Origin of the sequence: Patulibacter brassicae, assembly GCF_033949425.1 — a bacterium.
In the GTDB taxonomy this organism is placed as follows: Bacteria; Actinomycetota; Thermoleophilia; order Solirubrobacterales; family Solirubrobacteraceae; genus Patulibacter; species Patulibacter brassicae.
Genome location: NZ_JAXAVX010000001.1, coordinates 1 through 17372, shown reverse-complemented (window position 1 = coordinate 17372; position 17372 = coordinate 1). Strand labels below are relative to the sequence as shown.

General features: G+C 76.6%; 17 protein-coding genes. 4 read left to right on the top strand and 13 right to left on the bottom strand.

All coding sequences use genetic code 11. The annotated features are described in order from the left end of the window. Positions 1 to 56: 56 nt before the first annotated feature. From recN to SK069_RS00075, 3 genes are all read right to left on the bottom strand, one after another. The gene (recN, locus tag SK069_RS00085; protein ID WP_319952131.1) at positions 57 to 1730 is read right to left on the bottom strand and encodes a DNA repair protein RecN; all 1674 of its coding nucleotides are present in this window, start codon (positions 1728 to 1730) and stop codon (positions 57 to 59) included. 126 nt (positions 1731 to 1856) lie between these two features. Further along, complete coding sequence (locus SK069_RS00080; RefSeq protein WP_319952130.1) at positions 1857 to 2717, bottom strand: NAD(+)/NADH kinase; 861 nt, start codon at positions 2715 to 2717, stop codon at positions 1857 to 1859. Next, entirely contained in the window at positions 2714 to 3517 is an 804-nt protein-coding gene (locus SK069_RS00075) for a TlyA family RNA methyltransferase (RefSeq protein ID WP_319952129.1), read from the bottom strand. Before SK069_RS00075 ends, SK069_RS00080 begins: the two co-directional genes overlap by 4 nt. A 120-nt stretch (positions 3518 to 3637) precedes the next feature. Between SK069_RS00075 and SK069_RS00070 the strand changes: the two genes are divergently transcribed. Continuing rightward, entirely contained in the window at positions 3638 to 3997 is a 360-nt protein-coding gene (locus SK069_RS00070) for a hypothetical protein (RefSeq protein WP_319952128.1), read from the top strand. Between the two features lie 212 nt (positions 3998 to 4209). Further along, a complete protein-coding gene (locus SK069_RS00065) occupies positions 4210 to 4764 on the top strand; it encodes a DUF4333 domain-containing protein (RefSeq protein ID WP_319952127.1) in 555 nt (184 codons plus the stop codon). 43 nt (positions 4765 to 4807) lie between these two features. On the opposite strand, the gene dxs is transcribed toward SK069_RS00065, so the two are convergent. From dxs to SK069_RS00035, 6 genes are all read right to left on the bottom strand, one after another. Further along, a complete protein-coding gene (gene dxs, locus SK069_RS00060) occupies positions 4808 to 6796 on the bottom strand; it encodes a 1-deoxy-D-xylulose-5-phosphate synthase (RefSeq protein WP_319952126.1) in 1989 nt (662 codons plus the stop codon). Between the two features lie 5 nt (positions 6797 to 6801). After that, positions 6802 to 7734 (bottom strand): polyprenyl synthetase family protein, encoded by a 933-nt coding sequence (locus SK069_RS00055; RefSeq protein ID WP_319952125.1) that lies wholly within the window; start codon positions 7732 to 7734, stop codon positions 6802 to 6804. Beyond that, the gene (locus SK069_RS00050) at positions 7731 to 7919 is read right to left on the bottom strand and encodes a hypothetical protein (RefSeq protein ID WP_319952124.1); all 189 of its coding nucleotides are present in this window, start codon (positions 7917 to 7919) and stop codon (positions 7731 to 7733) included. Before SK069_RS00050 ends, SK069_RS00055 begins: the two co-directional genes overlap by 4 nt. A 34-nt stretch (positions 7920 to 7953) precedes the next feature. Then, positions 7954 to 8409, bottom strand: coding sequence for a transcription antitermination factor NusB (gene nusB / locus SK069_RS00045; protein WP_319952123.1), 456 nt, complete (start codon positions 8407 to 8409; stop codon positions 7954 to 7956). A 28-nt stretch (positions 8410 to 8437) separates the two neighbouring features. Further along, entirely contained in the window at positions 8438 to 8998 is a 561-nt protein-coding gene (gene efp / locus SK069_RS00040; protein WP_319952122.1) for an elongation factor P, read from the bottom strand. Positions 8999 to 9067: 69 nt separating this feature from the next. Beyond that, the gene (locus SK069_RS00035) at positions 9068 to 9394 is read right to left on the bottom strand and encodes an ArsR/SmtB family transcription factor (protein ID WP_319952121.1); all 327 of its coding nucleotides are present in this window, start codon (positions 9392 to 9394) and stop codon (positions 9068 to 9070) included. Between the two features lie 140 nt (positions 9395 to 9534). Between SK069_RS00035 and SK069_RS00030 the strand changes: the two genes are divergently transcribed. Next, positions 9535 to 10800 carry an MFS transporter gene (locus SK069_RS00030; RefSeq protein ID WP_319952120.1) on the top strand — a complete coding sequence of 422 codons (1266 nt, stop codon included), beginning with the start codon at positions 9535 to 9537 and terminating at the stop codon, positions 10798 to 10800. A gap of 105 nt (positions 10801 to 10905) precedes the next feature. Here the strand turns inward: SK069_RS00030 and SK069_RS00025 are convergent, their stop codons facing one another. The 4 genes from SK069_RS00025 to SK069_RS00010 all read right to left on the bottom strand — a co-directional run bounded on the left by SK069_RS00025 (position 10906) and on the right by SK069_RS00010 (position 15892). After that, entirely contained in the window at positions 10906 to 12006 is a 1101-nt protein-coding gene (locus SK069_RS00025) for a M24 family metallopeptidase (RefSeq protein ID WP_319952119.1), read from the bottom strand. Beyond that, positions 12003 to 12569: a type II 3-dehydroquinate dehydratase gene (locus tag SK069_RS00020; RefSeq protein WP_319952118.1), complete on the bottom strand. Its 567-nt coding sequence runs from the start codon at positions 12567 to 12569 to the stop codon at positions 12003 to 12005. The genes SK069_RS00025 and SK069_RS00020 overlap by 4 nt, the downstream gene beginning before the upstream one ends. 93 nt (positions 12570 to 12662) lie before the next feature. Next, positions 12663 to 14198 (bottom strand): 3-dehydroquinate synthase, encoded by a 1536-nt coding sequence (gene aroB, locus SK069_RS00015; protein WP_319952117.1) that lies wholly within the window; start codon positions 14196 to 14198, stop codon positions 12663 to 12665. Between the two features lie 14 nt (positions 14199 to 14212). Then, positions 14213 to 15892: an O-antigen ligase family protein gene (locus SK069_RS00010; RefSeq protein ID WP_319952116.1), complete on the bottom strand. Its 1680-nt coding sequence runs from the start codon at positions 15890 to 15892 to the stop codon at positions 14213 to 14215. A 58-nt stretch (positions 15893 to 15950) separates the two neighbouring features. Here SK069_RS00010 and SK069_RS00005 point away from each other — a divergent pair, with 58 nt between their 5' ends. Beyond that, positions 15951 to 16355, top strand: a complete 405-nt coding sequence (locus tag SK069_RS00005; protein WP_319952115.1) for a hypothetical protein — start codon at positions 15951 to 15953, stop codon at positions 16353 to 16355. Positions 16356 to 17372 lie beyond the last annotated feature (1017 nt).

The following is a 17372-nucleotide window of genomic DNA, read 5'->3' as shown; positions in this document are numbered from 1 at the left end:
GTCCGTCCCCCGCCTCGCCGACGGCGGGGACGGACCCGAGCGGCGGCGACCGCCGGTCAGGCGGCCCGGAGCAGCTCCTCGGCGTGCCGCCGGGCGCCCTTGTCGCGCTCCTCGCCGCCGAGCATCCGCACGAGCTCGCCGACGACCTCGCGGTCGTCGAGGCGCCGGACCGTCGTGCGGGCGGTGTCGGCGTCGGTGTCCTTCTCGATCGCGAAGTGCCGATCGGCGAGCGCCGCGATCTGCGGGAGGTGCGTGATGCAGAGGACCTGGCCGTCGGCGGCCAGCGCGCGCAGCTGCTCGCCGACCGCGCGGCCGGTCTGCCCGCCGACGCCGCTGTCGATCTCGTCGAAGACCTGCGTGGCCTCGGAGCCGTCGCCGGCGACCGCGAGCAGGGCGAGCATCACGCGCGAGAGCTCGCCGCCCGACGCCGCCTCGCGGACCGGCGCCGCGGGGACGCCCGGGTTCGGCGCCAGCAGCAGCTCGCACGCGTCCTCGCCGGTCGCCGTCGCGCCGCCGGGCCGGGCCTCGACCCGGACCTCGAGGGTCGCCGCCGGCATCGCGAGCGCAGCGAGGCGCTCGACGGCAGCGGCGGCGAGCTCCGGCGCGGCAGCGCGCCGCGCGGCCGCGAGCGCGTCCGCGAGCGTCGTCCGCCGCGCTCCCGCCTCGGCCAGCGCGGCCTCCGCCTGCGCGGTGTCCTCCTCGAGGCTCTCGAGCTCGGTCACGCGCGCGCGGCAGCGGTCGGCGTGCTCGAGCACCGCCTCGACCGAGCCGCCGTGCTTGCGCTCGAGGCGCGCGATCGCCGCGAGGCGCTCCTCCGCCTGCTCGAGCGCGGCCGGGTCGGCCTCGAGCCCGTCGAGGTGCCGGCCGAGGTCCAGCGCCAGGTCGTCGGCCTCGATCCGCAGCGAGCGCAGGCGGGCGGTCAGGCCGTCGAGCGCGGGATCGACGCCCGCCACGCCGTCGAGCGCGCCCTCGGCGGCGCTCAGTCCCGCGGCCGCCCCGGCGTCGGCCCCGAGGGCCTCCTGCGCGGTGAACGCCGCGATCCGCAGGGCCTCGGCGTGGCGCAGCCGCTCGCGCGCGCCCAGCAGCTCGTCGCGCTCCTCCGGCGTCGGGTCCACGGCCTCGATCTCCTCGAGCTCGAAGCGCAGGAGGTCGAGCTCGCGCTCCCGCTCGCCGGTGGCGTTGGCGAGCCGCTCGAGCTCGGCGCGGGCCGCCCGCTCCGCGGCGTGCGCGGCCGCGTGCTCGGCCAGCCGGTCGGCGTGCGCGGCGTCCCGGCGCGTGCAGAAGTCGTCGAGCAGGCGCAGCTGGGCGGCCGGCGAGAGGAGCCGCCGCTGCTCGTGCTGCCCGTGGAAGGCGAGCAGGCGCAGGCCGACCTCGCGCAGGTCCGCGGCCGTCGCCGACCGGCCCGCGAGGAACGCGCGCGAGCGGCCCTCCGCGGTGACCCGACGCGCGAGGACGATCTCCTCCTCGCCCTCCGGAAGGCGCTCGGCGATCTCCTCCGGCAGGGGGTCGCCGGTCGTCGGCAGCCGGAACACGCCCTCGACCCACGCCTCGGACGCGCCGGGGCGCACGACGCCCGAGCGCGGCTTCGCGCCGAGCAGCAGATCGAGCGCGTGCGCCAGCACCGTCTTGCCCGAGCCCGTCTCGCCGGTCACGACGTTCAGCCCCGGACCGAGCTCCAGCTCGGCCCGCTCGATCAGCAGGAGGTTCTCGACGCGCAGCTCCAGCAGCACGCAGCCAGGGTCGCACCGCGGCAGGACGGATCGGCGTCGCCGCGCGGCGGCGTCACCCGATCGGCGCGAACCCGGCGCAGGCGGCGCGCGACCGGACGCGCGGCTCGCGCGCGCGGCGGCTCGGAGCTAGCCCGCGAGGCGCCCGAACTTCTCACGCAGGCGGCGGTAGAAGCTCGAGTCCGACGTCTGGGCGAGCAGCGCGACGTCGGGGCGGAAGCGGACCTCGAGCGTCGTGTCCGGCTCCAGCAGCGCGCGGGGACGGCCGTCCACGACGAGCTCGACCGCGCTCGCGGAGTCGTTGTGCAGCTCGAGCGTCCCGTCGGGCGACACGACGAGGGCCCGCGCCGAGAGGGTGTGCGGCGCGATGAACGACACCGCGTAGCCGGCGACGCCCCAGGCGAGCACCGGGCCCCCGTTGGCGAGGTTGTAGCCCGTGCTGCCGGCCGGCGTGGCGACGACGAGCCCGTCGCAGCGGACCTCCCCGACCTCCTCGCCGTCGATCGCGTAGCGCAGCGCGGCGACCCGGTCGCCCGAGCGGCGGTGCACGGAGACGTCGTTGATCGCCTGGTGGGTCGAGCCGTCGGGGAGCCGCACCTCGAGCGCGGGCAGCGGCAGGACCTCGAAGCGCCCCTCGAGCGCCGCGCGCAGCCCGGCCTCCTGGTGCTCGGGCTCGACCGTCGCGAGGAACCCGACCTCGCCGAGGTTCACCGCGAACACCGGCACGCCCGTGCCGATCTGCCGCCGCAGGCCCTTGAGGATCGACCCGTCGCCGCCGAGCACGACGCAGAGGTCCGCGTCGGCGCGCCAGCCGCCGCCGACGGCGGCCCCGTCGCCGTCGAGGTCGTGCTTGGCCGCCTCGTCGGCGTCGAACCAGAGCTCGACGCCGAGCTCCCCGGCGATCCGCCGCAGGGCCTCCAGGGCCTCGGCCGACTGGGCGGGTCGCCCGTGCGTGAGCACGGCGGCGGTGCGGGCGGGCGCGCGGGTCATGCGGGAGCCTCCGTCCGGTCGGGCTCGGCCGCGCGCGCCAGCGCGACGAGGTCGCCGTCCCCCGCGTCGCCGAGGTGCAGGAACGTCTCGCGGTTGCCCTTCGGGCCCGGCAGGCCCGACGGCGCGGCGCCCCGCACCGACCACCCGGCCGCCCGCGCGGCCTCGCCGACGGCGACGATCGCCTCGCGCCGCAGCGCCGGGTCGCGCACGACGCCACCGCTGCCGACGCGCTCGCGGCCGACCTCGAACTGGGGCTTCACCATGAGCAGGGCGTCGAAGCGCGGCGCCACGACCGACGCGAGGGCCGGCAGGAGCTTGCGCAGGGAGATGAACGACACGTCGGCGACGACGAGGTCGGGGGCGAACGGCAGCATCTCGGGCGTGACGTGCCGAGCGTTCTGCCGCTCGATCACCGTCACGCGCTCGTCCTGGCGCACGGACCAGGCGAGCTCGCCGTAGGCGACGTCGAGCGCGATCACGTGGGCGGCCCCGCGCTGCAGGAGGCAGTCCGTGAACCCGCCCGTCGAGGCGCCGACGTCCAGCGCCCGGCGACCGGCCACGTCGATCCCGAGCGCGTCGAGCGCGTTGGCGAGCTTGATCCCGCCGCGGGACACGAAGGGCGGCGGCGCGGCGGCGTCCACCGCCGCCTCCTCGTCGACCTGCGTGCCCGGCTTCAGCGCTCCCGGACCCGCGCCCGCCCCGAGCCGCACGTCCCCGGCGAGGATCGCCGCGGCGGCCGCGGAGCGCGACGGGTACAGCCCCCGGCGGTGCAGGAGCGTGTCGAGCCGGACCTTCGCCATCGCGCGCACACCGTACCGCCGTGGAGGGGCGTGGCCGCACCGACCCGCGTTCACCGGATGGCAACGGCGCTGTGATCGATGGCACACCGGAACGCCTGTTCGGCCCGCATGATGCTGCCCATGAGCGCTTCGCGGCTCATCTCCTACCCCGCCCACGGCGCCGTCGAGTTCGTCCTCGGCGTGGCCCTGATGGCCCTCCCGTTCCTGCTCGGCGCGCAGCCGGCGGGGATCGTGGTGGGCGTCGGCCTCGGCGCCACGGTCTGCGCGATCGCCCTGACCTCGATCGGCGCGGACGGGCGCACGCCCGGCGCCGTCGCCGTCAGCGCCCACCAGGCCTACGACCAGGGCATCGCCCTCGGCGGGGTCGGCGCGGCCCTCGTGCTCGCCCTCGCGGGCCAGGCCACGACCGCCGTCGGCATCCTCGCCGTCGCCGCCGCGCTCTTCATGCTCAGCCTCGTGACGCGGTACAGCGCACGCTGAGCCCCCGGACTTCCCGCAGAACACGAACACATACATAGCTGGACCCACAGCACTCTCCTCCCCGGAACGGCCCGCCTTCGTGCGGGTCGTTCCATTTCTCCCGACGCCCTTTCGGTCGTCGACCCGGACGCGTAGGCTCCCGGCCGCGCCGCGCGCCGGGCCCCGCCCGCGGCCGCGCGACGCAGCTCGCCACCGCCACCGGAGGAACGACCGTGCCCCAGCCAGCCAGCCCCTCGCGCCTCCGTCGCGGCGTGCCCGTCTCCCTGCTGCTCTCCGCCGCCGTGCTCGCCGGCTGCGGCACGGAGACGGTGAACACCGGGGAGATGGAGGACACCATCACCGAGCAGTTCAAGGCCCAGGGGATCGCCCTGACCGACGTGACCTGCGAGGACGACGTGAAGGCCGAGGTCGGCGAGTCGATCGCCTGCCAGGGCAAGAACCCCGCGGGGACCGTGCTGAACATCGAGGGCTCGGTGAAGTCCCGCGACGGCGACCGCGTCCGGTTCGAGGCGAAGGCCGTCAGCGGCGTCGCGCCCGGCACCGCGATCGCCAGCGAGGCCAAGGCGCGGCTCGAGCAGCAGGTCGGCCGCAAGGCGCAGGCGCTGACCTGCCCGGACCGGGTGACCCTGCCGACCACGCCGTCGGTCCGCTGCAAGCTGCAGGCCGACGAGCGGACCGCCTACGGCGTGACGATCACCGTCGACGGGCAGGGCAAGCTCAACGCCGCGGTCGACCGGAAGCCCCTGGCCCAGGGCCAGGAGCCGTAGGAGCGGCGCCGGGAAGGCGGGCCGCCCGGCTCGCCCTCCGGGATCAGGCCTGTGCCGGGACGCCGCCGCGCACGCCGAGCGCCGTTGCGACGCGCCGGGCGACCGCGGCTCCGGTGAAGCCGACCTCCTGGTGGAGGAGCTTCGGCGCGCCGTGGGTGACGTAGCGGTCCGGCATGCCGACGCGCAGGACCTGGGTGACCCCGGGCACCCCGCCCGCGGTCGCCAGCGGGATGCCGTGTTCCTCCCCCGCCTCGAGCACCGCCGTGCCGAAGCCGCCGGCGAGCACGCCCTCCTCGAGGGTCACGAGCAGCTCGTGGCTCGACGCGAGCGCGCGGACGAGCTCGACGTCCAGCGGCTTGGCCCAGCGGGCGTCGGCGACCGTCGCCTCGACCCCGGCCTCGCGCAGCAGCGCGGCGGCCTCGAGCGCCACGCCGACGCCGGAGCCGTACCCCAGGAGGGCGACGCGCTCGCCGCGGCGCAGGACCTCGCCCTTGCCGATCTCGAGCCGGCGCGCGCGCTCCGGCAGCGGCACGCCGACCGCCTCGCCGCGCGGGTAGCGCAGCGCGAACGGCCCGTCGTGGGCGATGCCGGTGTGCAGGAGGTGCACGAGCTCGGCCTCGTCGCGCGGCGCCGCGACGACGATGCTCGGCAGCGACCGCAGGTAGGCGATGTCGAAGACGCCGTGGTGGGTCGGCCCGTCGTCGCCGACGAGTCCCGCGCGGTCCATGGCCAGGACGACGTCCAGCTCCTGGAGGCAGACGTCGTGGACGATCTGGTCGTAGGCGCGCTGGAGGAAGGTCGAGTAGATCGCCGCGACCGGCTTCAGGCCCTCGAGCGCGAGCCCGGAGGCGAAGAGCAGCGCCTGCTGCTCGGCGATGCCCACGTCGAAGTAGTGGTCCGGCTCGGCGACCTGCAGGAGGTTCAGGCCCGTGCCGGAGTTCATCGCGGCCGTGATGCCGACGACCCGCCGGTCCGCCCGGACCTCCTCGATCATCCGCCGCCCGAAGACCTGCGTGTACTGCGGCGGCTTCGCGGGCGCGTCGGGGTCCGCGGGGACCTTCGGCGCGGGCGCCCGCGCGACGATCGAGCCCGGCTTCGCGGCGTGCCAGGTCTCCATCCCCTCCAGGCCACCCTCCTCGGCCGGCGCGAAGCCCTTGCCCTTGATCGTCTTCGCGTGGACGACGACGGGGCGGTCGGCGGCGAAGGCCTGCTTCAGCGCCTGGCGCAGCGCGTGGACGTCGTGACCGTCCACGGGACCGACGTACGCCCAGTCCAGCGACTCCCAGAGCTCGCCCTCGGCGTTCAGGAGCTTCATCGAGCCCTTGAGCGTCGGTCCGACGCGCTCCACGATCCCGCCGACGCCGGGCAGGTCGGTGAGGGCCTCCTCGACCCGCTCGCGGCCGTGCCACAGGCGCGGCTTCAGCCGGACGCCCTGGAAGTAGCGCGAGAGCGACCCGACGTTCGGGCTGATCGACATGCCGTTGTCGTTCAGCAGCACGACCAGCGGCGTGCCGAGGCCGCCGGCCTGGTGGGCGGCCTCGAAGGCGACCCCGCCCGTCATCGCGCCGTCGCCGATGACCGCGACGACGCGCGGGGCCGGCTCCTCGGCCCCGCCGCCGGCGTGCGCGGCGCGCAGCCGCGCCCCCTCGCGGAGGCCGACGCCGTAGCCGATCGAGGTCGACGCGTGGCCGGCGCCCATGATGTCGTGCGGCGACTCGTGGATCGCGCAGAACGGCGCGAGGCCCTCGTACTTGCGGATCGTCGAGAGCTCGTCGCGGCGGCCCGTGAGGATCTTGTGGGGGTACGCCTGGTGGCCGACGTCCCAGAGGATCTTGTCGCGCGGGCTGTCCATCAGCGAGTGCAGCGCGACGGCGATCTCGCAGGTCCCGAGGTTCGCCCCGAAGTGGCCGCCGATCTCGCCGACCGTGTCGATGATGTGCTCCCGCACCTCCTGCGCCACCTGCTGCAGCTCGGCCTCGGTGAGGCCGTGCAGGTCCTGCGGGTGATCGATCCGGTCCAGGAGGCGGGTCATGCGCGTCAGTTCGTCCTCGTGTGGATGAAGTCGGTGAGGGTCCGCAGGTCCGTGGCCGCGTCGGGCCCGGCGGCGTCGAGGGAGACGACCGCCGCACGATGATGGCGCGCCGCCATCGCGCGCGCGCCCTCCAGACCGTACTCGGTCACGTAGGTCCGCTTGCCGTGGCGCTCGTCGCTGCCCTGCGGCTTGCCGAGGTCGGCGTCGCTGCCGGTGACGTCGAGGATGTCGTCGACGATCTGGAAGAGGACGCCGAGCTCGTCGGCGAACCGGCGGTACGGCGCCGCCTCGTCGTCGCCGAGGCCGGCGAGGCGCAGGACGCCGCCGACGGAGGCGCCGATGAGCCGCCCGGTCTTCAGGCCGTGCAGCGTCCGCAGCGCGGCGGCGGCGTCGCCGCCCGCCTCGACGCCCTGCACGTCGAGGTACTGGCCCCCGACCATCCCGTCGACGCCCGTGGCGTCGGCGAGCTCGGTCGCGGCGGCGAGCAGGCGATCGGCGGGGACGCCGGCGCGCGCGCCGTCGCGCAGCAGCAGGTGGAACGCCTCCGCGTAGAGCGCGTCGCCCGCGAGGATCGCGACGTCCTCGCCGTAGGCCACGTGGCAGGTCGGACGGCCGCGTCGCAGGTCGTCGTCGTCCATCGCCGGCAGGTCGTCGTGGATGAGCGAGTACGTGTGGATGAGCTCGATCGCGGCGGCGAGCGGCAGCACCTGCTCGTGGGGCACGCCGGTGGCGCGCGCGGTCGCGAGCGCGAGCACCGGGCGGATGCGCTTCCCGCCGGCCAGCAGCGAGTAGCGCATCGCCTCCTCGAGCCCGGCCACGCCGGCGCTGCGCGCCGGGAACCGGAGCGTCTCGAGGTGGCGCTCGACGACCTCGCGCAGCTCCTCGGGGTAGCCGGTGGCGCCGGTGGCGGACGACGCGGGGTCCACGGACGCGCTCACCGCGCGCCTCCCGCCTCGCGCACGAGCCGGTCGAAGGCGGCCGCGGCGCCGGCGGCCGTCTCGGCCAGCCCCTCGGCCGTCGTCACCTGGGCGTCGGGATCGTCGTCCTGCTCGGGCACCCGACCGGTCCCGTGGTCCAGGCGGGCGAGCTGGATCTGGAGGTCGCGCTCGGCGTCGTCGGGCACAACGACAGTGTGAAGGATCCGCGGAGGCCCGGGATCAGCGGTCGTCGTCGGCCGGGCCCGGCTCAGGGGCGGGCGCCGCGGCACCGTCGCCGGCGGCCTGCCGCTCCCGCAGGATCGCGGCGAGGATCCCGTTGACGAACTTCGGCGCCTCGGAGCCGCAGAAGCGCTTCGCGGTCTCCACGGCCTCGGAGATCGCGCCCTCCGGCGGGATCGGGCTCTCGCCCGGGACGACGTCGGGGTGGAGCATCTCCAGCAGCGCGACGCGCATGATCGAGCGCTCGAGCGGCGCGATCCGCTCGAGCGTCCAGCCCTTGGCGTGCCGCCCGATGAGCGGATCGAGCTCGGCCTGGTGGTCGGTCACGGCGTGCGCGAGCGACCGGGTGAACATCGCCGTCTGGCGATCGAAGAGCTCGTGCAGCGGCCGGCCGGTCAGGTCGTGCTGGTAGACGACGAAGACGGCGGCGCGGCGCTGCTCGGAGCGGCGGGACACGGGAGCGGGTTCCGGAGCCGGCCGACGCTCAGGCGCGCGACATGTAGTCGCCCGTCTCCGTCTGGACCTTCACGCGGTCCCCGACGTTGACGAACAGCGGCACCCGGATCTCGGCGCCGGTCTCCAGCGTGGCGGGCTTGTCGCCGCCCCCGGACGCCGTGTCGCCGCGCAGGCCCGGCTCGGTGTGGGCGATCTCGAGCTCGACCGAGGCCGGGAGCTGGACGTCGGCCGGGCTGCCGTCGATGAAGAGGATGTCGACCTCGTCGTTGGCGCGCGTGAAGCGCAGCGCCTTCTGAACCGCCTCGACCGGGATCGCGAGCTGCTCGAAGGACTCGCTGTCCATGAAGTGCGCGTCCGTGCCGTCCTCGTAGAGGTACTGCATCTTGCGCGCCTCGGTGTGGACGGCGCGGAACTTCTCGCCGGCCCGGAACGTCTTGTCGATGACCGCCCCGTCGCTGGCCCGGCGGAGCTTCGTGCGCACGAACGCGGGGCCCTTGCCCGGCTTCACGTGCTGGAACTCGACGACCTTGAAGACGGTGCCGTCGACCTCGATGTGGTTGCCGTTCTTCAGCTGGTTCGTGGAGATCATGGCCGCCGGACAGGGTAGAGGGCGAGCCGCGGTCGTGGGGGGCTGGGTGCCGCGGGCGCGACGCCCTCCTCAGCCCGCGTCGGCCACGAGGACGTCGACGAGCCCCGGGAAGCGCGCGTCAAGCTCCTCGCGCCGGAGGCTGATCCGTCGCTCCGTCCCGACCGGGCGGACCCGCGTCAGGCCGGCCTGGCGCAGCAGGCGCATGTGGTAGCTGCCGGTCGAGGCCGGCATCCCCAGCGCGTCGCAGAGCTCGCCGCACGGCCGCTCGCGACCGTCGGCCAGCAGCCGCACCATCGTCAGGCGGATCGGCTCGCCGAGCGCGCGCAGCACGCCGGCCAGGTCGACCTGCTCGATCGGCGGGACGGGGAAGCGCTCAGGGGCCTGCACGGACGACACGACCCCATGCTACAACTCTTCTTCGAAAGGTTTGGAAGTATCGCGTCACCGGCTCGGGCCGCGGCGCCGATGCCGATCGCGTCCCACGATCGCGCCCGCGAGGGCCCACGCCGCGTCCCGTCCCCACCAGGAGGAGCACCATGCCCAGTTCCGCCTCGCCCGCCGTCTCCGTGACGACACCGGCCACGGCGCTGCGCGCCACCCGACGGCGCGAGCTGCCACCGCGCCTGGCGTACCTCCACGCGGGCGCCGTCATCGGCATCGCGCTCTTCGCGTCCGCGACCCCCTCCCCGCTGTACGAGGTCTACCGCGCGGAGTGGGGCTTCTCGACCTTCATGCTCACGGTCGTCTACGCGCTCTACGCGCTGGGCGTCCTCACCGCGCTCCTGCTCGTGGGCCGGATCTCCGACGAGGTGGGACGCCGCCCGGTCCTGCTGGCCTCCCTGTCGGCGCTGCTCGTCGCCACCGGCCTGTTCCTCGCGGCCGACGGCCTCGGCTGGCTCATCGCGGCCCGCACGCTCCAGGGCCTGGCGACCGGCGCGGCCCTCGGCGCCGCCAGCGCGGCGCTGCTGGAGCTGCACCCGCGCCGCGACCCGGACTCCGCCGGCCTGGCGAACGGCGTCTTCAGCGCCGGCGGGATGGCGAGCGGCGCACTGATCGCGGCGCTGTTGGTGCAGTACGCCCCGGCGCCGGAGCGCCTGCCCTACGTCGTGCTGCTCGTCCTCTTCGGCGTCCTGCTGGCGGGCGCGGCCGCGATGCCGGAGCCGGTGGCCGACCGCCGACCGCTGCGGATCCAGCCCCAGCGCCCGAGCGTGCCGCCCGCGATCCGGCGGCGGTTCCTCCTCGCCGGCCTCGGCGTGCTGTCCTCGTGGTCGATCGGCGGGATCTTCCTCTCGCTCGGCCCGAGCCTCGTCGCCCATCTGCTGGAGACCGACAACCACCTCAGCGGCGGGATCGCGATGACCGCGCTCGCCGGGTCCGGCGCCGTCGCGCAGGTGCTCTTCCACCGCGCGGCGCCGTGGCGGGCCGCGTCGCTCGGCTCGATCGCCCTCGCGGGCGGGATGGCCGTCATCGTCGCGGCGATCTCCAGCGACGTCGCCTGGCTCTTCTTCGTCGGCGCCGTCGTCGCCGGCATGGGGTTCGGCGTGGCGTTCCTCGGCGGCCTGCGCCAGCTCATGGCCGTCGTCCCGGACCACCACCGCGCCGAGGTGATGTCCGCCTTCTACGTCGTCGCCTACGCGGCGCTGTCGGTGCCGGCGCTGCTGGCGGGGCTCGTCGTCCGCTCCTGGGGCCAGGTGACGACGTTCCAGGTCTTCGGCGCGGCGGTCTTCGTGCTCGCGCTCGTCGTCGCGGTCGAGGCGTGGCGGACGCGCCCCGGCGCCGAGGCCCCGGTGGTCGCCGCCTGACCGAGGCTCAGGCGGTCACCGGCGGGTTCGGGACGAGCCCGACGCCGGGGCGGCGTGTCATGGGACGTCTCGCGGGCGCGGACGCCGACCGGGCTGGGGTCGGGGTCAGTCGAGCGTCACGAGCTCCTTGTCGAGCGTGTTGAGGACGTCGCTGCCGCCCTCCGTGACGACCGCGAGGTCCTCGATCCGCACGCCGAGCTGCCCGGGCAGGTAGATGCCGGGCTCGACGGTGACGATCTCACCGGCCCGCAGCACGCCGCTGCCGCGCGGCGAGAGCGTCGGTGCCTCGTGGACCTCGAGCCCGACGCCGTGGCCGAGGCCGTGGCCGAAGTGGTCGCCGTGGCCGGCCGCGGCGATGAGCTCGCGCGCGACCGCGTCGACGTCCCGGGCCCCGGCACCCGCCTGGACGGCCGCGAGCGCCTGGCGCTGGGCGTCCAGGACGATCCCGTAGATCTCGTGCTCGAGCCCGTCGACCGGGCCCGTCGCGATGGTCCGGGTGCAGTCGGAGCAGTAGCCGTCGAGCGCCGCGCCCCAGTCCACCGTGAGCAGCACCCCGGCGGGGATCGGCACGTCGCGCGGCGACGCGTGCGGCAGCGCCCCGTGCGCGCCGGACGCGACGATCGAGTCGAAGCTCGCCCCGCTGGCCCCCAGGCGGCGCATCGCCGTCTCGAGGTCGACCGCCACCTCGCGCTCCGTGCGACCGACGACGGGCCCCTCGAGCACGACCTCGACGAACGCGGCGTCGGCGAGCTCCGCGGCCGCGCGGATCCGCCGGACCTCCTCGGCGTCCTTCACCGCGCGAGCGCGGCGCACCTGATCGCCGCCGCTCACGAGCTCCACGCCGTCGGGCATCGCGTCCAGCAGCCGCCGGTGGGCGGCGACCGTGACGTGGGCGTCGTCGAAGGCGACCCGCTTGGCGCCCGCCGGCAGGTGCGAGGCGACGCCGGCGCCCGCCAGGTCGCGTCCCCCGTCGATGCGCTCCCAGGCGGAGGGCAGCTGCTCGGCGGCCTGCGTGACGTAGCGGAAGTCGGTGAGGAAGCGCAGCACCGGGCCGTCGTCGCCCGGCCCGACGATCGCGACGGCGTTCGAGCCGGTGAACCCGGTCAGCCAGCGGATGTCGTGGAGGTCGGTGACGACGAGCGCGTCGAGGTCGGCGGAGGCGAGGTCGGCGGCGATCCGCGCGCCCCGGTCGGCGGGAACGGTCATGGCGTGGGGAGGTCGGTCGGGGTCGGGCTGTCGGTCGAGGGAGCGGTGCCGCCAGGAGATGCCGCGGTGGGCTCTGCGGTCGCGGGGCCCTCCACCCCGTCGGCGGGGGCCTCCGGCTCGTTCGGCAGCAGGTGGCCGGAGAGCGCCTCGAGCGCCGTGCGGTAGCCCGCGATCCCCTGGCCGGAGACGGTCGCGAGGCAGAGCTCGGAGATGACGGAGCGCCGACGCCACTCCTCGCGCGCGCCGACGTCGGAGAGGTGGACCTCGACGGCCGGGAGGCTCGCGAGCTCCAGCGCGTCGTGGATCGCCCACGAGTAGTGGGTCCAGGCCCCGGGGTTGAGGATCAGCGCGTCGACGAGCCCTTCCGCGCGGTGGAGGTACTCGACGAAGGCCCCCTCGTGGTTCGTCTGGAAGAACCGCACGGCGCAGCCGAGCTCCGTCCCCCACTCCTCGACCTGCCGCTCGAGGTCGCGCAGCGACCCGGCGCCGTAGTGGTCGGGGTTGCGGCGGCCGAGCTGGTCGAGGTTCACGCCGTGCACGACGGCGACCCGGATGCGGCGCATGGACCTGATCCTCGCACGTGCCGAGCCGGCGTCCGTCCGCCGGGACGGGAACGCCCCGCACCGGGCGCGAGCGATGCCGGGGAACGGCGGGACTCAGCCGGCGAGCTCGGCGATCGCCGCGCGCACGTCCTTCGCGCCCAGCTGCTGCCCGTAGCGGACGTCGCCCGGGGCCCGCACCACGACGAAGGGGACCGGGCCCGCGCCGAGCCGCTTCTTGTCCCGCGACGTCGCCTCCTGGACCGCGTCGACGTCGATCGCCGGGTCCATCGTCGTGGGCAGGCCGGCGTTGCGCAGGAGCTCGCCGACCTGCTCGCGCAGCGCCTCCTGCCCCGAGAGCCGCAGCGCGGCGAGCAGGCCCAGCGCGACCGCCTCGCCGTGGCGGTAGCGGCGGTAGTCGGTGACCGTCTCGATCGCGTGCCCGATGGTGTGACCGAGGTTCAGCACCTGGCGACGGCCCCCGTCGCGCTCGTCCTCGGCGACGACCTGGAGCTTCGTCCGCGCGCAGCGCCGGACCATGAGCGGGTCGACGGGGGCGCCGGAGGCGACCTGCTCCCAGAGCGCGCCGCCGGCGATGATCGCCGTCTTGACGACTTCGGCGTAGCCGGCGGCGAGCTCCTCGGGCGGCAGGGTCGTAAGCACGTCGGGGTCGACCATCACCGCGGCCGGCTGGTGGAAGGCGCCCACGTAGTTCTTCGCGCTCGGCAGGTCGACGCCGGTCTTGCCGCCGTAGGCGCTGTCCACCTGGGCGACGAGCGTCGTGGGCACCTGCACGACGGGCACGCCGCGCTGGTACGTCGCGGCGACGAATCCCGCGAGGTCGCCGACGACGCCGCCGCCGATCGCCACGAGGTGGTCGCTGCGGGTGACGCCCTGCGCGGCCAGCGCGCCCCAGACCCGCTCGCAGGTCGCGAGCGTCTTGTGGCGCTCCCCCGGCGGGATCTCGATCATCCCGGCGAGGCCGGGGACGCGGCCGGCGTGGTGCTCGGCGACGGTCTCGTCGGTGATGGCGATCCGGCGCGATGCCTCCGGCAGCGGCCAGGGCGGCAGCTCGCGCAGGAGCCCGGGGCGCAGCCAGACCGGCGCGCCGCCGTCGCCGGCGTGGGACCAGAGGAGCGTCGTCCCGGGCGCCGCCTCGTGCGCGCGGGCGATCACCGGGACCGCCGGCTTGAGCTTCTGCCGGTCGACCTCGGGCAGCAGGACGTCGGCGACCGACTCGTACAGCGTCTCCCGCTCGGCGAAGAGGCGGTCGAACGCCCGCCGGTCGCGGGCCAGGGGGCGGTCGCTGCGCTTCGCGCGCTTCCACGCGGTCGCGCGGCTCACCTGCAGCAGCACGACGGTGTGGCGCTCGAGCGCGCGTCGCACCCGCTCGGACCCGACGGTCCCGCCGCCGAGGGCGATGACGCCGCCGTCGGCGCGCTCGAGCAGCGTGCCGGCGACCTCCTCCTCGACGCGGCGGAACGCGGCCTCGCCCTCCCGGGCGAAGTACTCCGCGATCGAGCAGCCGAGCCGCTTCTCGATCCGCTTGTCGCTGTCGACGACGCGCGTGCCCAGGGCCGAGGCGAACATGCGGGCGCCGGTCGTCTTGCCCGCCCCCATGAAGCCGATGAGGACGATCGCCGGACGCGCCATGACGGCGGCGGAGTCTACGCGGCGGCGCGCCGACGGCGCCCGCTGCGTCCCCGCCGACGGCGACGACGTCGACGCCCTCTGCCCGGAGGCTCCTCGGGACGGTGCGCCGTCTGCCACGCCGCGCTGAGGACGATCCCGGCCAGGAGCATCGCCGGGACGACGATGGCGGCGAACTGCCACGTCCAGTCCACGACGCAGGACGCCGCGACGGCGACGAGCGCGCCGGCCACGGCGGCGTTGCGCCCGCGGGAGAGCTGACCGGCGCGGCGGCGATTGCGCAGGACCGCGACGAGCACCGTCGCCGCGAGGGTCATGAGCAGCGCGAACCCGACGATCCCGAGCTCGGCGGCGGCCTCCCAGGGCAGCGAGTGCGCGTTCAGGACGAACTCGTCGCGCTGGCGCTTCTCGAGCCACGCGACGCGGTAGCCGCCCGCGCCGATGCCGACGAGGGGGTGGTCGGCGAACGTGCTGCGCGCGACGCGGTAGAGCTCGGACCGGTTGCCCGCCAGCGAGTCGAGGCGCCCGAGGTCGTCGCCCGGCCCGGCGGCGCCGCCGAGGAAGCTCTCCCGCTGGGTCTCGACGAACGACCGCGCGGCGAAGACGCCGCGCTGGTCGGCGCTGAAGCCGATCGCGGCGACGACGACCGCGATCGCCGCCGTGCCGACGAGGACCTCCCGCAGGAGCGCCCGGCGCCGGCGCCCCGTGCGCCCGAGCCGCGCGGCGCGCTCCTCGCCCTTGGCCAGCCGGTCGCGCAGGAGCAGCACCACGACGGCCGCCACGACGCCCAGCAGCGCCAGCAGCGGCACGTACTCGGGGCCGGCCTCCGCCGCCCCCGGGAAGGAGGCGGGATCGTCGACGAGCGCCGGCTCGGACACCACGAGCAGGATCCCGGCGGCCGCGGCGAGCGCGAGCGGCACGAGCAGGACGATCGCCTGCAGCGGCCGGCGCGCGAGGACCACGACCGTCGCCACGCCGAGGACGGCCGCGACGGTGCCCCCGCGCGAGACGGAGAGCACGAGGGCGACCGTCACGGCCGGGATCGCGGTCGCGGCGAGCCACGTGACCGAGACCCGCGTGCCGCGGTCCGCGACGAGGCCGAAGAGCAGGGCGAGGCTCATCGCCGAGGCCGTGGCCTGCGCGTTCCAGTACCCCGTCGGGTAGCTCAGGCGGAACAGGTCGAACGCCGGCTCGCGCAGGGGAGCCAGGTCGAGGTCCGGGACGAGGCGCGAGAGCAGGCCGAGCAGGGCGATCGCCGTGAGGCCGGCGCAGATGGCGCCGAGCGGACCGCCGAGGCCCGCGTCCCGGCGCGCCGCGAGCACCCCGACGGCGAGCGCCGCGAGGTAGAGCGTCGTGCGCTGCGCCTCGGAGACGGCGACGTCGGGCACCGGCGACCACGCCGCCGAGAGCGCCGTCCACGCGGCGAGGCCGGCGAGCGCGGCGACGGCGACGCGCACGCCGCCCCGGAACCGCCAGGCGGGGCGCAGGAGCGCGAGCGCCAGGCCGACGGCGACGAGCCCGATCCCCACCGGGAGGGCGTCCGCGAGGGCGTACCCGCCGCGCCGCAGCCCGAGGGCGACGACGATCGCCAGGAGCGCGACCGCGACGAGCGGGTCCCGCCCGCGGAGCGCGAGCGCGCGGAGCCGACGACCGTCGAGCCCCGTCCGGGGGTCTCGCGCCTCGGTGCCGGTTGCCACCGCGGCATCGTCGCAGACCGACAGGCGGCCCGGCCGCCCGCGCGCGTAGGATCCCTCCGTGCGTCCGGGGCCCAAGATCGCCGTCGCGCTGCGCGCCGCGCCCTGGGCCGTCGGGCTCGTCGTGGTCGCGCTCTGGGCGAGCGACCAGCGTCACCTCGACCGCGCGCAGCGCCTGCAGTCCTCCGACGCGGCGGCCGCGGTCCGCGAGGCCGGACGCGCGGGCGGCGTCGGGACGCGGCGCGCCGCCCTCGTCGTCCAGGGCCACGCGCTCGCCGCGCTCGGGGACCTCGCCGGTGCGGAACGGGCGCTGCTGCTCGCCCGCGACGCGGCGCCGGAGGACCCGATGATCGTGCGGGACCTGCGGGAGGTGGCGCGCCTGCGCGGCGAGCGGCGCACCGCGCGCCGCTACACCGCGCTGCTCCGGCGGTCGGATCCGCGGTACGCCGCGGGCACCGGGCGCTGAGCGCGCGGCGGCGGCCCGGGCGGTCCGACCGCGCGCACCGGCGCGAGCGGGCCGGACGGGGTCCCGGTCGCGGGTACGCGCCCCGGCGGCGCCGGGGCGATCCGGTACCGTCGGCGCCGCATGACCGGACCTGGGAACCCGTGGGTGCTGCCGCCCGACGCGCCCGCGACGCGCGCCGCCGACCGTCGGGCACCGGCCGCGCCGGCGCCCGACCCCGACGAGGCGACCGCCGCGCCGTCCGGCGGGGAGCGCCCGACCGGCTGGCAGCCGCTCTCCTCCTCCGCGCGCCCGGCGTCCGCCGGGACCGCGTCCGCCCCGTCGTCCCGCGACGAGCCCGCCCCCGCCCGGTCCGCCCGGGTGGTTCCCGCGCCGGCGCCCGGCGACGCGGGCGCCGCCTCCCCGTCCGTCCCGGTCCCTCCCGCGCCGGCGTCCCGCGGCGAGGACGGGCCCGCATCGGCGTCCACCGCTCCTGACGCGACCACCCGGCGCGCGCGCCCGGCGCCGACCGGCACCGGCTGGCAGCCGCTCGCCGCCGCCGCGCGGAGCGCCGCCGGCGGTGCCGGTGACGCGGGGCCGATCGACGAGCCCACGGACGTCGGAACGCCCCGCGCCCCCGGTGCGTCCTCGCCGGCGGCGGCCGATCCGGCCCCCGCGTCCGGGATCGCCGGCGCGCGCGAGACCGGTGTCGAGGCACCCGTCGCCTCCCCCGGCGACGCGCCCGACCCCGCCGCCGGGCCCACGGCCGAGGCGCCTGACCCCGCCGCCGGGCCTGCGGCCGACGCGTCCGACGACGCCGCCGCGCCCGCGAGCGACGCGCCCGCCGACGACGCACCCGCCGGGTCCTCGACCGCGGCGAGCGACGCGCCGGAGGCCAACGCCCGGGCGTCGCGCGCGCCCGACGCGCCGACCGCGCCCGAAGCCGGGGCGTCCGGTCCGTCGCGCGCGGGGTGGCGCCCCCTCGCCGGCCGCCGGCGCCGCGGCGCGCAGGTCGCCGAGGACGCGCCGACGGTGGCCGAC